This is a genomic window from uncultured Azohydromonas sp. (assembly GCF_937926365.1).
Taxonomy (GTDB): domain Bacteria; phylum Pseudomonadota; class Gammaproteobacteria; order Burkholderiales; family Burkholderiaceae_C; genus Azohydromonas.
Genome location: NZ_CALAOH010000157.1, coordinates 1 through 20458, shown reverse-complemented (window position 1 = coordinate 20458; position 20458 = coordinate 1). Strand labels below are relative to the sequence as shown.

At 68.8% G+C, this 20458-nt stretch carries 14 protein-coding genes; 8 read left to right on the top strand and 6 right to left on the bottom strand.

Annotated features, from left to right (window positions below; translation table 11 throughout):
* The first annotated feature begins 16 nt into the window (after window positions 1-16).
* The 5 genes from Q0741_RS16775 (at window position 17) to Q0741_RS16755 (ending at window position 8299) form a co-directional block, all read left to right on the top strand.
* Window positions 17-334 carry a cytochrome c gene (locus Q0741_RS16775; RefSeq protein WP_298234343.1) on the top strand — a complete coding sequence of 106 codons (318 nt, stop codon included), beginning with the start codon at window positions 17-19 and terminating at the stop codon, window positions 332-334.
* Window positions 335-522: 188 nt separating this feature from the next.
* A complete protein-coding gene (gene tssF, locus Q0741_RS16770; protein ID WP_298234342.1) occupies window positions 523-2322 on the top strand; it encodes a type VI secretion system baseplate subunit TssF in 1800 nt (599 codons plus the stop codon).
* Window positions 2323-2354: 32 nt separating this feature from the next.
* The gene (locus Q0741_RS16765; protein WP_298234341.1) at window positions 2355-5108 is read left to right on the top strand and encodes a type VI secretion system Vgr family protein; all 2754 of its coding nucleotides are present in this window, start codon (window positions 2355-2357) and stop codon (window positions 5106-5108) included.
* Window positions 5109-5120: 12 nt separating this feature from the next.
* Entirely contained in the window at window positions 5121-6854 is a 1734-nt protein-coding gene (locus Q0741_RS16760; protein ID WP_298234340.1) for a hypothetical protein, read from the top strand.
* A gap of 89 nt (window positions 6855-6943) precedes the next feature.
* Window positions 6944-8299, top strand: a complete 1356-nt coding sequence (locus Q0741_RS16755) for a T6SS immunity protein Tli4 family protein (RefSeq protein WP_298234339.1) — start codon at window positions 6944-6946, stop codon at window positions 8297-8299.
* 12 nt (window positions 8300-8311) lie between these two features.
* On the opposite strand, the gene Q0741_RS16750 is transcribed toward Q0741_RS16755, so the two are convergent.
* The 5 genes from Q0741_RS16750 to Q0741_RS16730 form a co-directional block, all read right to left on the bottom strand.
* The gene (locus Q0741_RS16750) at window positions 8312-9070 is read right to left on the bottom strand and encodes a lipoate--protein ligase family protein (RefSeq protein ID WP_298234338.1); all 759 of its coding nucleotides are present in this window, start codon (window positions 9068-9070) and stop codon (window positions 8312-8314) included.
* A gap of 111 nt (window positions 9071-9181) precedes the next feature.
* On the bottom strand, window positions 9182-10300 hold the full coding sequence (locus Q0741_RS16745; protein WP_298234337.1) for an acetoin dehydrogenase dihydrolipoyllysine-residue acetyltransferase subunit: 1119 nt from the start codon (window positions 10298-10300) through the stop codon (window positions 9182-9184).
* On the bottom strand, window positions 10300-11316 hold the full coding sequence (locus Q0741_RS16740; RefSeq protein WP_298234336.1) for an alpha-ketoacid dehydrogenase subunit beta: 1017 nt from the start codon (window positions 11314-11316) through the stop codon (window positions 10300-10302). Before Q0741_RS16740 ends, Q0741_RS16745 begins: the two co-directional genes overlap by 1 nt.
* Before the next feature lie 60 nt (window positions 11317-11376).
* Window positions 11377-12360, bottom strand: coding sequence for a thiamine pyrophosphate-dependent dehydrogenase E1 component subunit alpha (locus Q0741_RS16735; RefSeq protein WP_298234335.1), 984 nt, complete (start codon window positions 12358-12360; stop codon window positions 11377-11379).
* A 13-nt stretch (window positions 12361-12373) separates the two neighbouring features.
* Window positions 12374-13426: an NAD(+)/NADH kinase gene (locus Q0741_RS16730; RefSeq protein WP_298234334.1), complete on the bottom strand. Its 1053-nt coding sequence runs from the start codon at window positions 13424-13426 to the stop codon at window positions 12374-12376.
* 318 nt (window positions 13427-13744) lie between these two features.
* Between Q0741_RS16730 and Q0741_RS16725 the strand changes: the two genes are divergently transcribed.
* The 3 genes from Q0741_RS16725 (at window position 13745) to Q0741_RS16715 (ending at window position 18526) form a co-directional block, all read left to right on the top strand.
* Window positions 13745-15748: a sigma-54-dependent Fis family transcriptional regulator gene (locus Q0741_RS16725; protein ID WP_298234333.1), complete on the top strand. Its 2004-nt coding sequence runs from the start codon at window positions 13745-13747 to the stop codon at window positions 15746-15748.
* Between the two features lie 279 nt (window positions 15749-16027).
* Entirely contained in the window at window positions 16028-16681 is a 654-nt protein-coding gene (locus Q0741_RS16720) for a response regulator transcription factor (RefSeq protein WP_298234332.1), read from the top strand.
* Window positions 16682-16702: 21 nt separating this feature from the next.
* Window positions 16703-18526, top strand: coding sequence for a hybrid sensor histidine kinase/response regulator (locus tag Q0741_RS16715; RefSeq protein ID WP_298234331.1), 1824 nt, complete (start codon window positions 16703-16705; stop codon window positions 18524-18526).
* 67 nt (window positions 18527-18593) lie between these two features.
* Here Q0741_RS16715 and Q0741_RS16710 read toward each other — a convergent pair whose 3' ends face one another.
* On the bottom strand, window positions 18594-19889 hold the full coding sequence (locus Q0741_RS16710) for a hypothetical protein (RefSeq protein ID WP_298234330.1): 1296 nt from the start codon (window positions 19887-19889) through the stop codon (window positions 18594-18596).
* Between the last annotated feature and the right edge of the window lie 569 nt (window positions 19890-20458).

The window sequence follows — 20458 nt, the reverse complement described above, 5'->3', positions numbered from 1 at the left end:
GGCCGGCGCCGCCGCCGTGCCGGCGGCTGAGCCGGTGGCCGCGCCGACGGCCCACACGCCCCCGTTTTCCCTGGACGACCCGGCCCGCGTCGAGGCCGGCAAGGGCCGCTTCGGCGCCACCTGCGCGGCCTACTGCCATGGCAGCGGCGGCGTGGGCGGGCGCGCGCCCAGCTTCAAGGGCCGCAGCGACTTCGTGCCCGCCGAGGCCTTCAAGGTGATCAGCGAAGGCCGCCGCGGCACGGACATCATGCCGCCCTGGGGCAAGACCTTCTCGCAAGAGCAGATCTGGGAGCTGGTGGCCTACCTGCAGTGGTTGTCCACGCAAGCACCCTGACCCTGACGCCGACCGGGAGCGGATCCGTCCGGCTCTTCCCTGAAATTTGCATCGGCGCCGCGGCGAATGGCTCGCTCCCGCGCCCATGACAAAGCGACTACCCGCGGCAGTCGGTTCCTCCCTGTCAGGCGGGCCCGGCGCTTTCTAGCCTGTGTCGACACAAGAACAGGCATGGGAGGGCGGTGGGCATGGACGGGCTGCTTCCTCACTACGAAGTCGAGCTGCGCCGGCTCGCCGCCGATGCCGCGCGTTTCGCCGTCCAGTACCCTGCCTTGGCGCAGCGGCTGGGCATCACCGGCGAGGGCCTGAGCGAGGACCCGCAGGTCGGGCGGCTGATGCAGGCGGCCGCGCTGCTCAACGCGCGCGCGAGCCTGCACATCGAGAACAGCCAGGCCCGCCTGACCGACGGGCTGCTGCAGCGGCTGGCGCCGCAATACCTGCGCCCGTTCCCCGCGTGCGCTATCGCGGCCTTCGAGCCCGATGCGTCGAAGCTGGCCGCGGGGGAGACGCTGACGGTGCCGCGCGGCACCACGCTGCGCTCGGCGCCGCTGCGCGGCGTGCGCTGCGCCTTCCGTACCGCGTACGGCCTCACGCTGGCGCCGCTGCGCGTGGCCGGGATCAGGCTGCGCGGCAGGACGGCAGCGGCTGCGGGCACGCCGCTGCCGGCCGGCACCACCGCGCTGCTGTCGCTACGGCTGGCGCTCACCGCCAAGGAAGCCGCCTGGCCCGCGGACACGCAGCCCCCGTTGCGGCTGCACCTGAGGGGCGATGCCGTGCAGGTGGCCGCGCTGCGCGAGGCGCTGTGCGGCCAGGCGCTGGGCGCGCTGACCGAGCGCGAGGCCGGCGGCCCCTGGCGCACGGCGGAGGGCTGCCTGCCGCGCCCGGTGGGCTTTGCCGGCGAGGAGGCGCTCATCGGCGCCCACGCCGACGCGTACCGGCTGCTGATCGAGTACTTCGCCTTCCCCTGCAAATTCGACTTCGTGGACCTGCCCTGGCCGGCCGCGCTGCACGCCCGGCCCGGGCAGGAGGTGGAGCTGCACTACGCGCTGGGCGGCATCGTCCCGGGCAGCCCGCAGGCCACCGTGCTGCACACGCTCGACGCCTCGAACCTCGTGCCCGGCTGCACGCCGGTGGTCAATCTCTTCGCCACGCGGGTCAAGCCGCTGCAGGACCGGCAGGCGCCGGCACGCTGCACGGTGCTGCCCGACGCCCAGCACCCGTGGAGTGCCGAGGTCTGCGCGATCGAGCGCGTCCTGTGGGGGCCCGAGAAGCCCCAGCCGGGCGAGGCGCTGCGGGAGATTCCGCCGCTGTTCTCCGCAGCGGGTGGTTCGGGACGGGGCTGGGTGCTTCGGCATGACACGCGCGGCACCGGCCGCGCCACGATCGAGATCGTCGGCCCGGACGGCGAGCCGGCGCCGCTGCCGGACGGCGGCCTCACGGTGGACCTCACGGCCACCAACGGCGACCTGCCGCGCGAAATCTCCATCGGCAGCCCCGGCGGTGACCTGCTGCCCGATGGCGGCACGGCATGCACCGTGCGGCTGCTGCAGCGGCCCACGCCGAGCCGGCGTTTCGACGGCCGCGGCGAGCGCGCCTGGCAGTTCATCTCGGCGCTGTCGCCCAACCCGCTGTGGCTGTCCGGCCCGGGTATCGAGGCCGTGCGCGAGCTGCTGCGCCTGCACGACCTGCCCCGCGGCGTGGACAGCGAGCAGCTGGTGCAGTCGCTCGTGGCCATCGAGGCCCGACCCGCCCAGGCCTGGGTGGGCCGCGTCATGCGGGCGCTTGCGCGCGGCACCGAAGTGCGACTGAGCATCGACGAGCAGCGCTACGCCGGCGCCGGGTTGTGCCTGTTCGCCCAGGTGCTGGAGCGCTTCTTCCCGCGGATGGCCCACCGCAACAGCTTCACGCGGCTGGAACTCGTGTCGGCACAGGACGCGCGGGTGCTCTACCGCGGCGAGGTGCGTGCCGGTGAGCTCCCGCTGCTGTAGCGCCTGCCGCTCCTGAGCCTGAAAGGTTGACCATGAACCTGCACGACGTCGTCCGCAACCCGCTGTCGCTGCTGCTGGACCAGGCGCGGCGCGCGATCCGGCTGCGCTTCGGCCCGCGGCTGGACGCGCTGTTCGAGGACGTGCTGCTGGCGCAGCGGCTGCACGTCAGCGAAGGCATCTGCGAGGGTGTCACGCTGCGGCTCACGTGCCTGAGCACGGACGCGCTGCTCGATCCGCGCGCGCTCATGGGCGTGCCGCTGGAGGTGCAGCTCGTCACCGACCGCGGCGAGCTGCGGCGCTGGTGCGCCGTGGTCACGCAGGTGCGCCTGGGCCAGAGCGACGGCACGCTCACCGCCATGCAGCTCACCGCGCAGGACGTGTTCGCGCTCATGGAGCAGCGGCGCAGCAACCGCGTCTTCCTGGACCAGAGCGTGATCGACGTCGCGCACACGGTGCTGGGCGGCTGGCGCAGCCGCTTCCCGGCGCTGGCGCGCTGCTTCGACTACCGGCTGCTGGCCATCGACGAGGCGCGCTACCCGCAGCGCGCGTGCACGCTGCAGCTGCACCAGAGCGACGCGGCCTTCCTGCGCGGGCTGCTGGCGCGCGAGGGCGTGAGCTGGTTCGTGCGCGCGGGCGATGGCGGCGAGCACGGCACGCCGACGCAGGAGATCGTGCTCTTCGACGACGCCAGCCGGCTGCCGGCCAATGCCGCCGGGCCCGTGCGCTACCACCACAGCGGCGGCACCGAGCAGCGCGACACCGTCGAGCTGCTGTCGCCCACGCATACCCTTGTGCCGGGCAGCGTGCGGCGCGCGAGCTGGGACCACGAGATGGCGCGGGTGGACGTGGCGGTGGCCGACGCGGGCGTTCGCGCCGACCAGGGCGAGGCCGGCAATGCGCTGGCCGCGGCGCTGCAGGACGCGCGCATCGAGCTGCCCCACGCCGGCAACGACATCGCCGACCACGACCGGCTCGCGCGCGTGGCGCTGGACCGCCACGCCAGCCGCGCGCAGCGGCTGCACGGCATCGGCGGCGTGCGTGACCTCCGGGTGGGCGAATACAACCGCATCGACGGCCATCCGCAACTCGACGCCACGGCCTTCGAGCCGCGCCGGCGCGAGTTCGTCATCGTGCGGCTGCGGCACTGGGCGCGCAGCAACCTGCCCAAGGAGCTGGCCGCACGCGCGCAGGCGCTGCTGGATGCCGGCGCGGATGGCATCGACGGCTGGGCCGACGCGCCGCCGCCGCACGACGGCGCCGAGCGCTACGTCAACCGCTTCACGGCCGTGCAGCGCGACGTGCCGCTGGTGCCGGCCTGGGACCGGCAGCTCGACTTGCCTGCCATGCCGCTGATGACGGCCACCGTGGTGGGCGCGGAGGGCGTGCCGGTGTGGTGTGACGAGCTGGGGCGCGTGAAGGTGCGCTTCCACGGCCTGGACCCCGAGGACCACGCGCATGCCGCGGGTGCGGGCACCAACGGCAACGCCGGCGACAGCGCCTGGGTGCGCGTCAACGGGCTGTGGTGCGGCGCGGGTTTCGGCGTGCTGTTCCCGCTGCGGGTGGGCATGGAGGTGAGCATCGGCTTCGAGATGGGCGACCCCTCGCGCCCGGTGATCATGGGTTGCCGCCACCACGCGACCAACCCGCCACCGCGCTTCGACGGCCTCGGTGGCCTGCCGCACAACCACGCCTTGAGCGGCGTCGTCACGCGCGAGCTGGGCGGTGCGCGCCAGCAGCAGCTGCGCTTCAACGACAGCAGGAGTCACATCAGCGTGCAGCTCGCCAGCGACCACGCGGCGAGCCAGCTCAACCTGGGCGACCTGGCCACGCCCATGCGCAAGGGGGAAACGCAGCCGCGCGGCGAGGGCGCCGAGCTGCGCAGCGACGCGGCCACGGCCGTGCGTGGCGGCCAGGGCGTCTTGATTTCATCGGCGGCACAGCCCGAGGCCGCAGGCAGCCATCTGGCGCGCGACGAGCTGCTGGGACTGGTGCGGGCGCTGCAGTCCGCGGTCGAACAACTCGCGGCGCTGGCCGACACGCACCAGGCCGGCGGCACCGACCCGGCGCGGCTCAAGCGGCTGGTGCAGTTGCTGGGCGACTGGGACCGCGGTTCCAACGTGGAGCCGGACACCTCGGGCGGCGGCGCGCCGCTGGTGGCGGTGAGCGCCGCGGCAGGTGCAGCCGTGGCGAGCCAGGACAACTTGCTGCTGGGCGCGCAGACCCACATCGACGCCGTGAGCGTGGGCCACACGCAGCTCACGGCCGGCGGGCAGATCCGCCAGCGCGCGGCCCAGGGGGTGAGCACCTTCGCGCACCAGGGCGGCATCGCGGCCGTGGCCGGCCAGGGGCCGGTGCAGCTGCAGGCGCATGACGGCGACATCGACCTGGTGGCTGCGCGCTCCATCCGGCTCACGGCCGGGACGAAGGTAGTGATCCAGGCGCCGGAAGTGGAGGTCATCAGCGACGGCGCGGCCACGCGCTGGGGCGGCGGCACGCTGTTCGAGCAGGCGCGCGGGGCGTACGTGATCAAGTCGGCGAGCTTCGCGCACAGCAGCGGCGGGGATGGGGTGCCGGCGGGGGTGAAGGCGCCGGGGAGTGACTTGAAATTCGATCAGCACATCGTGTTGGTCGATGCCATGACCGACCTGCCGGTGGCCCAGCGACGCTGCCGGATCCATCTAGAGGACGGCCAGGTAATCGAGGCCACGACCGATGAACAAGGCAAGGTGCCGGTATTCCGGTCCTCCATTCCCTACGCCCGCTACATCGTTGAGTTGCTGGACTGAAGGAGAGATGCCATGGCGACGTCTTCCATCGTGGGCTATCAACTGCCCGTTCAGCCTGAAACCGGCGGACGCAAGGCCCAAGGTTTCGTGACCCCGACGAACGACAAGCTGCCGCAGAAGATGGGCGCCATGCCGCGGCGAGTTATTCCCATTGTTTTTCTGCCCGGCATCATGGGATCGAACCTACGGCTATCCGCAGGGCGCCAGCATGAGTTAGGCATGAATAACAACATCGCTTGGCGGCCCGACCGCAAAGGGGAAGCATTTGATTTGCTCTCTGCTTCTCCGGCGCAGAGGCAGATGCAACTCGACCCAGATCAAACGGAAGTCGATACCTATGCGCCCGATGCGCCGACGGGCGACCCAACCGAATCACCCGAGCGGCGGCACAACAACGCAAGAGTGAAATTCACGCTTCCGCTGGAGTTGGGTATTACGACTCCGCTGCTGATGGACGATCCGCCCATGGCCAGACCATGCCAAACCAAAGAACAAAAAGCGCGAGAACGTGGCTGGGGTGAGGTTTTCTTCGACAGCTACGGCGAGCTGCTGCAGCGCTGCGAGTTGCGGCTGCACACGGCCTTTCGCGGTGGCAAGCTTGATGAGTGGTGGAGGAACATCGTCGGCGTCAACCCGGCTGCTTGGCAGGCTCACCCGGGATCAAACCTGCAGCCTTTGCAGGAGGACGAGCTACGACAGGCACTGCGCGACTGCTGGTTCCCGGTACATGCCATGGGCTACAACTGGCTTAAGTCGAATCGGCGATCAGGTATTGATACAGCCAAGCGCATCAATAAATTGATCACGCAGTATATAAGTTGGGGTTTTCAGTGCGAGAAGGTCATCGTGGTTACACACAGCATGGGCGGGCTGGTGGCGCGGGCAATGGTTCATCCCGGTATGGGGAATCTGCAGGAAAAAATACTAGGTATCGTGCATGGAGTAATGCCCGCCACCGGAGCCGGTGCGGCCTATAAGCGCATGCGTTGCGGTTTTGAAGATGGCTTTTTCAATATCGCGGCCAAGGTGCTGGGAAATTCAGGCGATGAAGTAACGGCGGTATTGGGGAATTCGCAAGGCGGATTGGAATTGTTGCCCAGTCAAGCTTACGGATACGCATGGCTGCAGATCGTACGCAACGGCGAGATATTGCTGAGCTTGCCGAGGTTGGACGGCGATCCTTATGAGGAAATATACAAGCTGCGTGGAGCTTGGTATCGGTTGCTGAATGAGGAGTGGTTGAATCCAGCGAAAATGCTGTCGAATTCCAATTGCTTTGGGCGTACTTGTCGGATGCTTGATGAGGCTAAAATATTTCATTGCGATATCGAGAATATCTATCACCCAACTAGCTATGCCCACTATGGTGCAGATGCCAGTCACGCGGCTTGGCACCGTGTTGTTTGGGACGTTAATACGAACATTTCCGTTGGATCACGAGCAGAAACATTCCAGCTGTTGTCCGATGGCGGTAGAGGGTGGCTGCAGGTTTTTGATCCAGCGCTGCCCAAACCGCTTGGCCTGACGGCTTTGGGTCCCAGCGTACGTCTGCAGCCGCCAGCCGATCCAGGCGACCAGACAGTACCGGTCCATTCCGCTGACGATCAATTGCTCAGCGGCAAGTTCAAGGGCCTGTTCCGGCAAACCGGTTACGAGCATCAGGACAGCTACAAGAATGAAGCCGTCCTGCATAGCACGCTCTACAGCTTGGTACGCATTATCCAGACGATGAATTGGAGCAAATGATGCTCGCGCTGCGACGATACGCTCTCAATTGGTGCCGCCTCGCAGTGATTTGCCTTGGGCTGACTGCCTGCAAATACACGTCAATATCCATGAAGATACCCAACAGGACTCCGCTCACACCTCGCCTGCAGAAGCTGTTTGAAAATACCAGAACCGTATGCTTTGGACGCTTGGTTATCGATATTCCTGCTACCGCGACTGCGGTGTACGGTTTTAGTGAAACCCCATTACCGACGGAGCGCTTAGCAGGCGAGGGTGCGAGAATTCAGGAATGGATCGATAAGCGACTGAAGAAGATCGAAGAGGACAGTGACTATGCACTTAGCGATTTAAAGGAAGGCCATGAAGCCATGTATGGCAAAGTTATAAATGGTTTATTGCCAATGCAGAAAATCGTCTTTGGAGCTGAAGACGGTACTGGCAGTGCCTACAAGATTGAATCTTTTATTCGTGTTGGGAATGATGTTTTCGTTCAAAGCACTATCGCCAATACGTCAAGGTATGCTGCCAAATATGGAGAGTCTGTGCCCGAAGCCGTGATGCAACTCAATGATAGTGCCCGAGCCCTCCGTTTGCGCGCCGATGATGAGATACCTGATGACGTGGGGGTATGCATTGATGGCGCCTTCATTAGCAAGCCCCTGGGCATCGGTGGTGAAAATTTCAGTTTGGGCGTTCGCCTCAACGAATTTCCGGATGTGCATTTTTCTATTGCTACACGAATAAATTCCAGAGATAAGCAGCAAGAAACCATAGATAACGTGCAGCGCCGCCAAAAGGAGGCCGAAAAGTTTGCTCAACGCAGCGGTTATGGCGCCTGGTACGCAAACATCAAATTCCTGCGCAGGGGTGAGCGCGAATTCAATGGCAGCAGGGGATACGAGCTGCTTGCACGTAAGCCTGCGCAAGGTAGCGGCACTGAAAACCACCAGTTTGTGTTCGAAGGAGGCGGAGAGACCAAAAATGAGCTCAGGCCCGCATTCGATATGCAAATGGATACCGGTGCGAGCAACCAGCAAGCTGCCCGGGTGCCTCCCAGTCTCAGCGACGAGGAGGCCGTTGCCTTATGGGACAAGCTCGTCAGCTCCATTCGTGTGCGCCCGACAGGCGTTAGCAAAACCGGCCAGCCCAGGAAGGCCCCCCTCGGCGAGCGCCACGTCACCGGCCGCACCTGCCCGCAAACCGGCTGGTGGGAATGCGACGACGATTTGAATTTGGCGCAGCGCCCGGGCATCTGGCTGGAGGAAGGCCAACGCATGCCCATGGCCTTGGTCTGGCGCAAGCCCAGCCTGTGGCAGCAACTCAAGGGCGAGCGCCCGGTCGGCAAAGCCCCCGCCGTGTGGCGCTTGGCGGCCTACGAAGCGCCGCCGGGCGGGCAGGGCAGGAACGAATCGGATGCTGCACGCCAGCCCCCGCCGCCCACCCGGGGCACGAGCGGAAGTTGAAAGGCCCGAGCCTCAGCACAACGCCGCGGCGCCGTTCACCCCGCTGGCCAGCCGCCGCGCGAAGTGCGCCGCCATGAGCGGCTGGCCCGCCTCGTCCACCGGCATCCACCCCGCCGCCGGCACCAGGTTCGCCAGCGTCTCCACCCGGTACTGCCGATCACTGCCCAGTTGCGCCTCGAAGGCATTGGCGCGCTCCACCAGCAGCGGCAGGTCCGCGTCCACCAGCACGCAGGCATGCGCCAGCACCACGTGCTCCGCGGCGTTGACCCGCTTCCAGTACTGCGCCGTGCCCACCGCCTTGCGTCCGTCCAGCGCCAGGTTGAAGCGCCCGTCGCAGAAGGAGCCTTCCACCGGCTGCGCCTGGGCCCGCAGCCCGAAGCTCTGGAAAGCCTCCTGCAGCAGGGCGCACAGCCCCAGGTAGACCGTCTCCATCGCGTCGGCCATGCGCGCCGGCGTGCGCCAGGCCAGGCTGAGGTTGACCATGCCCGGCCCCTGCGGCACCAGCCCGCCGCCGGAGCGGCGCACCGACACCGGCCAGCCCTGCGCCGCAAAGCGCTCGCTCAGTGCCTCGAAGCGCTCGAAGCGCCGGTAGGTGGCGGGCACCACCAGCGCGGGGCGGCATTCCCACACCGCGGCGTAGGCGCCGCCCTCGGCGGCCTGCTCCAGCAGCCGCGCCTCCAGCGCCAGGTCGTCCTGCGGCCGGCCGGCATCGGGCAGCAGCACGAAACCCGGCCGTTGCGGGAGCGCGGGTGAAAGGGTGTGCGTCGTCATGGTTGTGCCTCCTCGCCTTCTCGTCACGGCGCCAATGAAGAATCCCCGCCGCACCCGCCTGCACGGGCGCGACGGGGACCAGTCTGCGCTTCAGTCAGTCAGCCGGCCGGATCAGCCGCCCACGTGCTTGCGCAGCAGCCGGTTGACCTCGCTGGCTTGCTCCATCTGCACCATGTGGCCGGCGCCTTCGAAGCGCTCCACCGTCGCGCCCGGCGGGGCGTGGGCGGCGTGCGCGGCCGGCACGATGCGATCCTCGGTGCCCCACACCACCAGCACCGGCTTGCCGCCGGAGCCCAGCTCCAGCCCCGGCCGCGCCGCCTGCCGGCCCTGCGGGAACAGCGCCTGGCTCAGCGACAGCAGCAGCGGCTCCACGCCGTCGAGCCGCTTGTACTTGAGCACGTCGTCCACCATCTGGCGGCTCACCAGCGAGGGGTCGTTGAACAGTTGCTCCAGCACCGGCTTGAGCTCGCGCCGCGACGCCGCCGTGGCGAAGCCTTCGGTGTAGGCGTGGTTGATGTCCTCGCCCAGCCCGGCCGGCGCGATCAGCGCGACGGACGCCACCCGCGCCGGGTGCGCCAGCGCCAGCTGCGACGCGATCGCGCCGCCCATGGAGTGGCCCACCGCGTGCACCTGCCGCACGTCCAGCGCATCCAGGAAGCGGGCGACGAAATCCGCCAGCGCCGCCAGGCTCGCGCCCGGCAGTTTCACGTCGGACTGCCCGTGCCCCGGCAGGTCCAGCGCGATCACGGGCGCCACTTCCGCCAGCGCGTCGATGTTGAACAGCCAGTTGTCCAGGTCGCCGCCGAAGCCGTGGATGAACAGCACCGGCGTGCCGCTCTCCGCGCCGCGGCGGGCGTAGCGCACGCGGATGCCTTCCACCTCGGTCCAGAGGTAGGCGGGCGCGGCGTCGGCATCCTCCTCCTCGTCCGCCGAGGGCGCCTGGTAGGCGGCGACGTAGGCGTCGATGTCGGCGTCGGACACCTCGGGCCCCGCCATCACGCCCAGCAGCGCCTTGACCGGCAGCAGCTCGCCCTCTTGCGCGACCTTGCGGCGCAGCACGCCGGGGTCGGCCGCCTCCACGGCGTTGGCGATCTTGTCGGTCTCGACCTCCAGGATCGGCATGCCCACCGCGATTTCGGTGCCTTCTTCGACCAGCCACGACATGACGGTCCCTTCCTTCATCGACAGGCCCCACTTGGGCATGACGATGGGCGTGATCACTGCGGTCATTACTGCTTGCCTCCTTTGAGGGTGCGGCGCACGGCGTCGCCGATCTGCTGGGCGCTGGGGATGTACAAGTCCTCCAGCGTGGGCGAGAAGGGCACCGGCACGTGCGGCGGCGACACCAGCTCGATCTGCGCCTTGAGCGCCTTGAAGGCCTGCATCGCCACCTGCGCGGCGATGTCGGTGGCGATGTTGCAGCGCGGACTGGCCTCGTCCACGCACACCAGGCGCCCGGTGCGCTCCACGCTGTCGAGCACCGTGTCCATGTCCAGCGGCGAGAGGGTGCGCAGGTCGATCACCTCGGCCTCCACGCCTTCCTTGGCCAGCGTTGCGGCCGCTTCCATCGCGCGGTGCACCATCAGCCCGTAGGTGACGATGGACACGTGCTCGCCCTCGCGCACCACGTTGGCTTCGCCGAAGGGAATGGCATAGGAGCCCTCGGGCACCTCGCCTTCGAGCCCGTAGAGGTTCTTGTGCTCGCAGAAGATCACGGGGTCGTTGTCGCGGATGGCCTGGATCAGCAGCCCCTTGGTGTCATAGGGGGTGCTGGGGCACACGACCTTGAGGCCCGGGATGTGCGTGAACACCGGCGTGAGCATCTGCGAGTGCTGCGCCGCGGCCCGGAAGCCCGCGCCCACCATGGCGCGGATCACCACCGGCGTCTCCGCCTTGCCGCCGAACATGTACCGGAACTTCGCCGCCTGGTTGAAGATCTGGTCGAAGCACACGCCCATGAAGTCGATGAACATCAGCTCGGCGATGGGCCGCATGCCGCAGGCCGCCGCGCCGATGGCCGCGCCCACGTAGGCGCTCTCGGACAGCGGCGTGTCCAGCAGCCGGTCGCCGTGCTTGGCGTACAGGCCCTTGGTGACGCCGAGCACGCCGCCCCAGGCGTCCTTCTCGCCCTCGGCGCCGGCGCCGCCGACGATGTCCTCGCCCATCATGATCACCGACGGGTCGCGCGCCATTTCCTGGTCGATGGCTTCGTTGATCGCCTGCTTGAATGAAATCTTCCTGGCCATGTCCTGTCTCCTGGCTGGATGGCTGTGTGAGTGAATGGAAAACGTGGCGACGTGCGCGCGTCAGTACTTGACGTACACGTCGGTGAGCAGGTCGGCGGCGGTGGGCAGCGGCGCGGCCTTGGCCTGCCTGACCGCGTCCTCGATCAGGCCCAGCACCTCGTGGTCGATGGCCTGCAGCTCCTCGGCCTGCAGCACGCCCGCGCCGGTGACGGCGGCGGCGAACTTCTTGAGGCAGTCGCGGTGGTTGCGGATGTCATCGAGCTCGCCCGCGGCGCGGTAGGTCTGGGCGTCGCCCTCGAAGTGGCCGTAGAAGCGCACCATGCGGCACTCCAGCAGCGCCGGGCCGCCGCCCTCGCGGGCACGCTTGATGATCTCGCCGGCGGCCTCGTGCACGGCGAAGAAGTCGGTGCCGTCCACGGCCACGCCGGGGATGCCGAAGCCCGAGGCGCGGTCCACGTAGCTCTCCACCGCGGTGGCGTAGTCGCGCGAGGTGGACTCGGCGTAGCCGTTGTTCTCCACCACGAACAGCACGGGCAGGTTCCACACCGCCGCCAGGTTCAGGCTCTCCAGGAAGGTGCCCTGGTTGGAGGCGCCGTCGCCCACGAAGCACACCGCCACCTCGCCGCTCTTGCGGTACTTGGCCGCCAGCGCCGCGCCGCACACCAGCGGCGCGCCCGCGCCCAGGATGCCGTTGGCGCCCATCATTCCCTTGGAGAGATCGGCGATGTGCATGGAGCCGCCCTTGCCGTTGCAGGAGCCGCCCTTGCGCCCGTAGATCTCCTTCATCATCGACGCCACGTCCACGCCCTTGGCGATGCAGTGGCCGTGGCCGCGGTGCGTGCTGGCGATGCGGTCGCCGTCGCCGAGGTGGCTCATGATGCCCACGGCGGTGGCTTCCTCGCCGGCGTAGAGGTGCACGAAGCCGGGGATGTCGCCGCGGGCGAAGTCCACGTGCAGCCGCTCCTCGAACTCGCGGATGGTGCGCATGGTCCGGTAGCACTGCAGCAGTGCCTGCCGCTCCAGCGGGAAGGGTTTCACAGTCATGGTTCGTCTCCTGTCAGTGGTTGCTTGAGAAACGATGGAGCAGCCCCCGCTGCGCCGCGAGCCGCAGGCAGCGGGTGACGTCCACCGTGGGAAAGGCGTTCGGGCGCAGCGTGAGCCGCACGCGCTCGCCGGGTTCGAAAGGCAGCTCGCGCTCGCCGTCCAGGGCCACGATGCCGCCGGCCTGGGCGACCTCGAAGGCGCGGCCCGGCGCCATGGGTTCCCAGTGCGCGATCGGCACCTCGGCCAGCAGCCCCGGCGCGATGGGCGCGTGCAGCGTCAGCTTCGCGTCGGTGCCGTCGCGGGCCAGCGTGACGGCCAAGCCCTGCGGCGCGCGCCGGTCCACCGGCTGCAGCAGGCCGCCGATGGACGACAGCCCGATGCACTCCGGGTCGGCGAAGGTGAAGTAGGCGGCGCTGAGCTGCTCGGTCTTCCACACCGCGCGCGCGCCGATGCAGCGCTCGGTGCTGATCACCGCGTCCACCAGCGCGATGTCGCGGCGGTGCTCGCCGATGGACACCTCCAGCAGCTTGTTCCACGCCAGCGCCTCGTCCGCGCCGATGCGGCCGGTGGCGTGCAGCGCCACGGCCATGGCCACCAGCGTGGGCTCGCGCAGCTCCGGGAAGGCGTTGTTGGTGCCGGTGGACAGGCCCGCGATGGGGATGTCCGCGCACTCGCGCACCACCGCGCGGTGCGTGCCGTCGCCGCCCAGCACGATCAGCGCGCGCACGCCCGCGGCACGCATGCGGCGCGCGGCCTCGAAGGTGTCCTCCACGGTGGAGCTCACCGCCATGTCCAGGAACTCGACCGCGGGCAGGGAGCCGCCTTCGGAGGGTTCGCGCTGCAGGTGGCGGTTGAGCAGGGCGCGGATGCCGGCCTTGTCCGGCATCACCAGCACGCGCGTGACGCCCAGCGACTTCAGCGTCGTCAGCAGCCGCAGCACGATGCTCACGCGCTCGGCCAGCTGCGGGCTGCTGGCGTTGACGAGGACGCGGCGGATGTCGCGCGCGGACACCGGGTTCGCGATGATCCCCACGCACACTTCCCCGCTCTTCGCTGGCATCGACATGGTCCGGGCTCTCCGTCAACTGGACGGGGGCTCAACCGCAAGGCCTGTGCCATCCGTGAAGAAGTGGCGCCAGCCGGCTGGACTCCGGCGCTGGCTCCGGCCGCGCCGTGGCGGGCGCCTGTCGCTGCGGCCCGCACCTGTTGCATGGGCCCCATCGGCCTGCGACAGGTGTCGCATCACACCTGTCGCAGTTGCTCCACGTCCGGTTGCAAGTCCCCGGTGCGCTTCGGGGTAATTGCTGTTTTCCCTGTACGCCCGCACTTCGATGATGCGGGCCCGGCCGCGGCGGCAGTGGCCGGCAAGAAGAGGAGACAACACATGCCCGACGCCCTGACCCGCCACATCGACAACGTGATCGCCGTGGGCACCGGCGCGCTGGCGGTGCGGGCCGCGGGGCCCGAGTCGCTCTTCCACAAGTCCTGGGCCCGCTGCATGAGCCAGCATGGGCTGGACCCCACGCGGCCCACGCCCGCGCGCATCCTGCCCTCGGCCGCGGTGCGCGAGCACCGCCAGCGCATGGAAGGTTTTCTGCGCGTGGCGCGCGCGGGCATGGAGGACATGTACCGCCGCGTGGCCGACCTGGGCTACATGCTGCTGCTCACCGACGCCGACGGCATCGCCGTGGACTACATCGGCAACCCCGCCACCGAGCCGCAGCTCAAGCGCGCCGGGCTCTACATCGGCGCCGACTGGAACGAGGCCCATGCCGGCACCTGCGGCGTGGGCACCTGCCTGATCGAGCGCACCACCATCACCTGCCACCGCGAGGAGCACTTCGACGCCACGCACATCTCGCTGACCTGCACCTCCTCGCCGCTGTACGCGCCCGATGGCGAGCTGCTGGGCGTGCTGGACGTGTCGGCACTCAAGTCGGCCGAGGCGCGCGACAGCCAGCATCTGGTGTGGCACCTGACCACCATGTACGCGCAGATGATCGAGGACGCCAACTTCCTGCGCGCCTTCGACCATCACTGGATCCTGCGCCTGGGCCGCGCGCGCGGGCTGGTGGACGTGTCGGGCGAGCTGATGCTGGCCTTCGACGAGGAGGGCGTCATCGTCGGCGCCAACACCGGCGCGCGGCGGCAGTTCTGGCAGACGCTGCGCGGTGACCGCGACGCGGCCGGGCTCATCGGCACGCCGCTGACGGAACTGCTGGACATCAGCCCCAACGTGCTGTGGAGCCTGGCGCGCGGCCACGGTGCGCCGGAGGTCGCCACGCGCTTCCCGCACCACGGCCAGCGCTTCTTCCCCAGCGTGATCCCGCCGCGCGGCCGCGCCGGCTCGGTGCTGCGCATGCCGCCGCCGCGGCTGCCGTCGGTGGAGGAGGCGCCGCCGCGCGGCCCGCTGGAGCGGCTGGCCGGCGACGACGCGACGATGCAGCAGCTCATCAGCCACGCGCGGCGCCTGGTGGACAGCGGCGTGGCGCTGCTGATCCAGGGCGAGACCGGCGCGGGCAAGGAGGTGCTGGCCAAGGCGCTGCATGCGCACAGCCGCCGCGCATGCAAGCCCTTCGTGGCCGTCAACTGCGCTTCCATCCCCGAGTCGCTGATCGAGAGCGAGCTCTTCGGCTACACGCCCGGCACCTTCACCGGCGGGCGCAGCAAGGGCATGAAGGGGCTGATCGCGCAGAGCGACGGCGGCACGCTGTTCCTGGACGAGATCGGCGACATGCCGCTGCAGCTGCAGACGCGGCTGCTGCGCGTGCTGTCGGAGTCCGAGGTGCTGCCCCTGGGCGCGGACAAGCCGGTGCCGGTGCAGCTGCACGTGATCGCCGCCTCGCACCGCGACCTGCGCCAGGCTATCGCGCAGGGCGCTTTCCGGGAGGACCTGTACTACCGCCTCAGCGGCGCGGTGTTGCGCCTGCCGCCGCTGCGCGAGCGCCGGGACCTGGACTACCTGGTGCGCATGCTCTTCGCCGAGGAGGCGCGGCAGCTGCGGCTGGAGCGCGCCAGCCTGTCGGACGAGGCGCTGCGGCTGCTGCTGGCGCACCGCTGGCCGGGCAACGCGCGCGAGCTGCGCAACGCGCTGCGCTACGCGCTGGCGCTGGCCGGCGAGTCGCCCGTGACGCCGGCGGAGCTGCCGGAGGAGGTGACCGAGGCCGCGCCCCCGGTGCATACGTTCGCCGCGGTGGGGACTCCGGCTGTCGTGCCCGCCCTGGAGGCATGGGCCGATGCCGGCGCCGAGGAGGCGCAGCAGCTGCTGCAGGCGCTACGCCGGCACAAGTGGGCCATCAGCGCCGCCGCGCGCGAGCTGGGGGTGTGCCGCGCCACGGTGTACCGGCAGATGAAGCGCCACGGCATCACGCCGCCGCATCGCTTGTGATATTCCCTGCCCGCTGTCGTGGGAATATCCGTTGATACTCCTTTCAGCCCTCTTTCGAGGATTTCCACCCCAATCGGGGTCAACTCTTCCTTGTGTTTATTTTGATTTTTCTCATGGACACAATACCTTGGCCTGTTGAAGATTTCAGCGCACGGTTTTAGGGGAAGCTGGCTGCGCGGGAATTACAACAGGCGTTTGGCTTGCCCATCGTGTTAATAGGGGGAAGGTATGCACTGCGTCATCGGGTCCCAGCCTGTGCATTCGGCCGGCCGTTTTGGCATGCCGGAGGAGGAAACCCCGTCCCAGCGCCGCGTGCTGCTGGTGGACGACCATGAACTGATCCGCTGCGGCATGCGCTCGCTGTACGCGGAAATCGACGACCTGCGCATCGAATGGCTCGAAGCCGTGACCTTGCTCGATGCGCTGGAGGTCTATGCCCAGAACCCGCCCATCGACGCCGTGCTGCTGGACCTGAACCTGAGCGACTGCAAGGGTTTGCAGGGGCTGCGCCGCTTCGTGGAGTGCCATCCCGGGGCCCGCGTGGCGGTGTTCAGCGGCACCGCCGACGAGTTCGTGGTGCGCCAGGCGCGGGCCCTGGGCGCCGCGGCCTACGTGCACAAGGGCGCGCTGATGGACGACATGCGCCGCACCCTGCAAGCGCTGCTGCAGGCCCGTCCAGGGAAACGCGAATCGAATATGTTGCCGAACGCGGCGCTTTTTCCGCGTTTTGCCGCTTCGGCGCTGATGGACCGGGTTTCCGAGCTGGGTCCGCGCCATCTTGAAATCCTGGAGCTGGTGCTTTCGGGCTGCGCGAACCAGGAAATCAGCCAGTGCATGTCGCTGTCGCTGGGCACGGTGAAAAACTACGTCTCGGCGCTGCTGCTGGCGCTGGACGTGAGGTCCCGCTCCCACCTGATCAGCCTTTTCCGCTGAGCGTTGCACCGAGGAGTGTCCATGTCGGGCGTGAATATCGCTGCCGCCCTGGCGGGCCGGGCGGCGCGGGGCAGCTTCGTCGCGGTGGGGGGCCAGGAGCCCGTGCCCGGCGCCACGCCCCGAACCTGGACCGAGCGTCGCGCGCGCGAGCGCCGGCTGCACGACCAGGCCCGGGCCGAGCTGCTGCAAGCCGCGCCGGGCGTGGTGGCGGCCGTGCTGGGCGCGCTGGCGGTGGCGCTGGTGCTCAGTCCCAGGAGCCTGGGCGTGTTGGCCTGGGCCTCGTGCACGGCCGCGCTGTGGCTGCTGTGGGCGTGGAAGCCGGACTGGCTGTGCGGCCCACCGGTGCCGCGCATCGCGGTGTACCGCGCCTACGTGGGCGTCACGGGGCTGGCGCTGGCGCTGCTGGCCCTGATGGCCTGGCTGCCCACGGGCGAGACCGAGCGGTGGCTGCTGCTCATCGTGCTGGCGATGGTGGCCTTCGTCGTGGCGGGCGGGCTGGCCCCGCTGGGCCGGGCCGTGCTGCTGGCGCTGCTGCTGCCCGGCTCCGCCACCCTGGCGCTGGCCTGGACGGTGCGCCAGCAGCCCGGGCCTGCCGCAACCGTGCTGGGGGCGGGGGGGCTGCTGTGCGCGGTGGTGGCCGCACTGGCGCTGCATCGCCACCGCCACTGGCGCGCCCAGGCCACCGTGCAGCTGGAACGCGAGGAACGGTTGTGCGCGCTGGGCACCGAGCGCGACCAGGCGCTGCGCGCCGACCGCGACAAGACCCGCTTCCTGGCCAACGCCAGCCACGACCTGCGCCAGCCCGTGCACGCCATCGGGCTCTTTGCCGCGACGCTGGAGAAGCGGCTGCGCGGCACCGGGGACGAGCCCTACATTCGCAACCTCATCCGCTGCATCGAGGCCCTGGAGCGCTCCTTCAACGCGATGCTGGACGTGTCGCGGCTGGATGCCGGCAGCGTCGAGCCCGCCCAGCAGACCTTCCCGCTGCGCGACGTGTTCCGGCGGCTGCACATGCAGTTCGCGGGGCAGGCCGAGCTGGCCGGGCTGAACCTGCGCTTCTCGCCCGGCGGCAAGTGCGTGCGCAGCGATCCGCAGCTGCTGGAGCGGCTGCTGGCCAACCTGGTGCAGAACGCGCTCAAGTACACCGAGAAGGGCGGCGTGGTGGTGGTGGCGCGCAGCACCGCCACGCACGTGAACATCGAGGTCTGGGACACCGGCGTGGGCATCGGTGCCACGGAGCTGCCGCGGGTGTTCGACGAGTTCTACCAGGTGGGGCGCGGCGGCCGTTCGCGCGCACAGGGGCTGGGCATGGGGCTGGCCATCGTCAAGCGGCTGGCGCAGTTGCTGGGCCACGAGCTCAGCGTGGTGTCGCAGCCGGGGCGGGGGACGATGTTCCGCGTCGGCGTGGCGCGTGCCGAGCGCGAGGCGCCGCAGGACGCCGCCGGTCCCGACTGCACGTTGCCCATGCCCGAGGCCGCCTCGCGCACGGTGCTGGTGATCGAGGACGAGGAGCCGATCCGCGAGGCGCTGGGGGCGCTGCTGCGCGAGTGGGGCCACCGCGTGGTGCTGGCGGCCTCGGCGCGCGAGGCGGTGATGGCGCAGCGCACGCAGGCGCTGCCGCCGGACCTGATCCTGTCGGACCTGCACCTGGGCGAGGGTCCGGACGGCATTGCCGCCATCGAGGCCCTGCGCCACCACTGGCGCTGCGAGCTGCCGGCCGTGCTCGTGACCGGCGACACCACGCACGAGGAACTGCGCCGCGCCACCGAGAGCGGCTTCCAGGTGCTGGTCAAGCCGGTGGCGGCGCGCAGGCTGCTGCAGGTGCTGCGCAGCTTGTCGGGGTGAAGGTTGCACCCTCAACGCAAAGCGGGCCCGAGGGCCCGCTTTTTCGTTCAGCCGTGCAAGCGATTGCTCAGAGCTTCGGCACGCAGCTCGTATAGGTCGAGGGGCAGGTGGTGATCAGCCCGCCGGAGGCGTCCTTGGGGAAGGCACTGGACTTGAAGAAGTCCAGCGTGCGCGCATAGGGCGAGGGCGAGCCGTTGGTCACGCGGGTCCAGAACATGTAGTTGGCGCTCAGGCGGGTGCGGCCGAAGTCGTAGAGATCGCTGATCTTGGGCGGGTTGTAGGCGCCGTGCTGCACGGTGGTGGCGAAGTTCTCCGGCTGCACCGAGGGGCCCACCGCGACCTTGCCCTTGGCCGGGTTGTACATCGGATAGATGTGGTTGTTGAGGTCGGGGTCCTGCAGGAGGATGTCCGGCCCGCCCAGCGCCACCTTGTTGCTCACCATGCTGCTGATGAGGCCGGGCATGTAGGGCTTGGGGAAGTTGATGAACTGCATCACCACCGTGTTGGGGAAGGCGCGCTGCGTGGCGGCGCCAACCTGAGCCAGGTTGTCGAAGTACGCGTTCTTCTGCGCGGCGGTCAGCGGCACCTTCATCTGGCCCATGGCCGTCTCGTTGAAGGTGATGCCTTCGAGCGCGTTGTGCTTGTTGAGGTGCGCACCCATCGCGGCGCCCAGCGCGACGAGGCGGTCGCGCACCTTGGGGTTGTGCAGCGCGGCGTTCTCGCCGTAGCGCTCCTTGCTGCCGATGGCTTGGCGCGCGCCGATGAGGATCTTGTAGGCGCCGCCTTCGTACTCCGCGGTGCGCAGGTAGTCCGGCACCGCGCGGCCACCGGCACGGAAGACCTTGGTGCCGACCATGATCCACAGCCGCTTGCCGGCGGCCTGCACCAGGCTCAAGTCGCGGTCCAGGCGCGAGAAGTCGTACACGCCCTTGGACGTCTCCAGCTGCGCCCATTCGTAGCGCAGGATCAGCCCCTTGACCTGCGGCAGCGGCTTGATCTCCGCCATGACCTTCTCGATCGTCGCCTTGTCGCGCTGCGGCAGCGCGATGTAGTGGCCGGGGTTCCACTTCACGCGGGTGTCGGTGGTCACCGCCGCGGCGGCCATCGCCCTTTCCGTGGCCGTGGCGCGGGCCTGCTGGCTGGCCAGGAAGGTTTCGGAGACGACCGGATCGTCCTCCAGCTCCCACGCCGCCGGCGGCGCCGAGACGGTGTTGTCCTGCTCGTCGGCCGCCAGCACGGCGGCGTCCTGACCGTCCGCCAGGACGGCGCTGTCCGCGCTGGACAGCGACTGCGCGCCTTCGCCGCCCACCGCACGGTAGGCCTCGTCCTGCCCGCCGCCGCAGGCGGCCAGCATCACGCTCATGGAGAACAGGGAGCCGACAAGCGCCAGGCGGGAATGCTTTTGGGAATTCAGGATATTCATTGCCGTAGAGAAACTGTTTTTCAAAGGGCGGCCTCGCTCCGCCGCGCGGATTTCCAACGCGGTTTTCAGGAGACCATTCAATCCAGGAGAACCTGGCTCCGCTTCGTGACTGGCTGTCTTGTGGACGAGTTTTCGAGCGGCGATGGTTTATGTTTCGGCAGCGGATGGGCCGAGATAAGGAAAGCTTGTGTTAATCAATGTTTCTCGGGTAACGCCGCGATCGAGAAAAATTACCGGGGCCGAAAGCGTATGTCTTCCCAGGGAGTTGGACGGCGGAGGCGTGGATCGCAACGTGGTTGGCCGGCGCTCCGGGTGCCTATAAATGTAACCATGGCGCCAAAGCGGAAAACCCTCCTTGAGCGACGTGCATATACCCGAACGGAGCGCCAGGAAATGGCGTGAATAGTTCACTGAAGCATTGGTCCAAATACCCGTGGAGCCGGACCTCTTGTTTGTACGTATTCAGCCCACCCTGTTGCCCGGGGCGTGGTGAGGGCCACGCAGTAGAC

What these genes read in the sequence shown, in the direction of transcription:
- Q0741_RS16710 (WP_298234330.1), bottom strand. Translation starts at nt 19,889, where the DNA reads ATGAGCGTGATGCTGGCCGCCTGCGGCGGCGGGCAGGACGAGGCCTAC.
- Q0741_RS16725 (WP_298234333.1), top strand. Translation starts at nt 13,745, where the DNA reads ATGCCCGACGCCCTGACCCGCCACATCGACAACGTGATCGCCGTGGGC.
- Q0741_RS16765 (WP_298234341.1), top strand. Translation starts at nt 2,355, where the DNA reads ATGAACCTGCACGACGTCGTCCGCAACCCGCTGTCGCTGCTGCTGGAC.
- Q0741_RS16750 (WP_298234338.1), bottom strand. Translation starts at nt 9,070, where the DNA reads ATGACGACGCACACCCTTTCACCCGCGCTCCCGCAACGGCCGGGTTTC.
- Q0741_RS16740 (WP_298234336.1), bottom strand. Translation starts at nt 11,316, where the DNA reads ATGGCCAGGAAGATTTCATTCAAGCAGGCGATCAACGAAGCCATCGAC.
- Q0741_RS16760 (WP_298234340.1), top strand. Translation starts at nt 5,121, where the DNA reads ATGGCGACGTCTTCCATCGTGGGCTATCAACTGCCCGTTCAGCCTGAA.
- tssF (WP_298234342.1), top strand. Translation starts at nt 523, where the DNA reads ATGGACGGGCTGCTTCCTCACTACGAAGTCGAGCTGCGCCGGCTCGCC.
- Q0741_RS16735 (WP_298234335.1), bottom strand. Translation starts at nt 12,360, where the DNA reads ATGACTGTGAAACCCTTCCCGCTGGAGCGGCAGGCACTGCTGCAGTGC.
- Q0741_RS16730 (WP_298234334.1), bottom strand. Translation starts at nt 13,426, where the DNA reads ATGTCGATGCCAGCGAAGAGCGGGGAAGTGTGCGTGGGGATCATCGCG.
- Q0741_RS16755 (WP_298234339.1), top strand. Translation starts at nt 6,944, where the DNA reads ATGAAGATACCCAACAGGACTCCGCTCACACCTCGCCTGCAGAAGCTG.
- Q0741_RS16720 (WP_298234332.1), top strand. Translation starts at nt 16,028, where the DNA reads ATGCCGGAGGAGGAAACCCCGTCCCAGCGCCGCGTGCTGCTGGTGGAC.
- Q0741_RS16745 (WP_298234337.1), bottom strand. Translation starts at nt 10,300, where the DNA reads ATGACCGCAGTGATCACGCCCATCGTCATGCCCAAGTGGGGCCTGTCG.
- Q0741_RS16715 (WP_298234331.1), top strand. Translation starts at nt 16,703, where the DNA reads ATGTCGGGCGTGAATATCGCTGCCGCCCTGGCGGGCCGGGCGGCGCGG.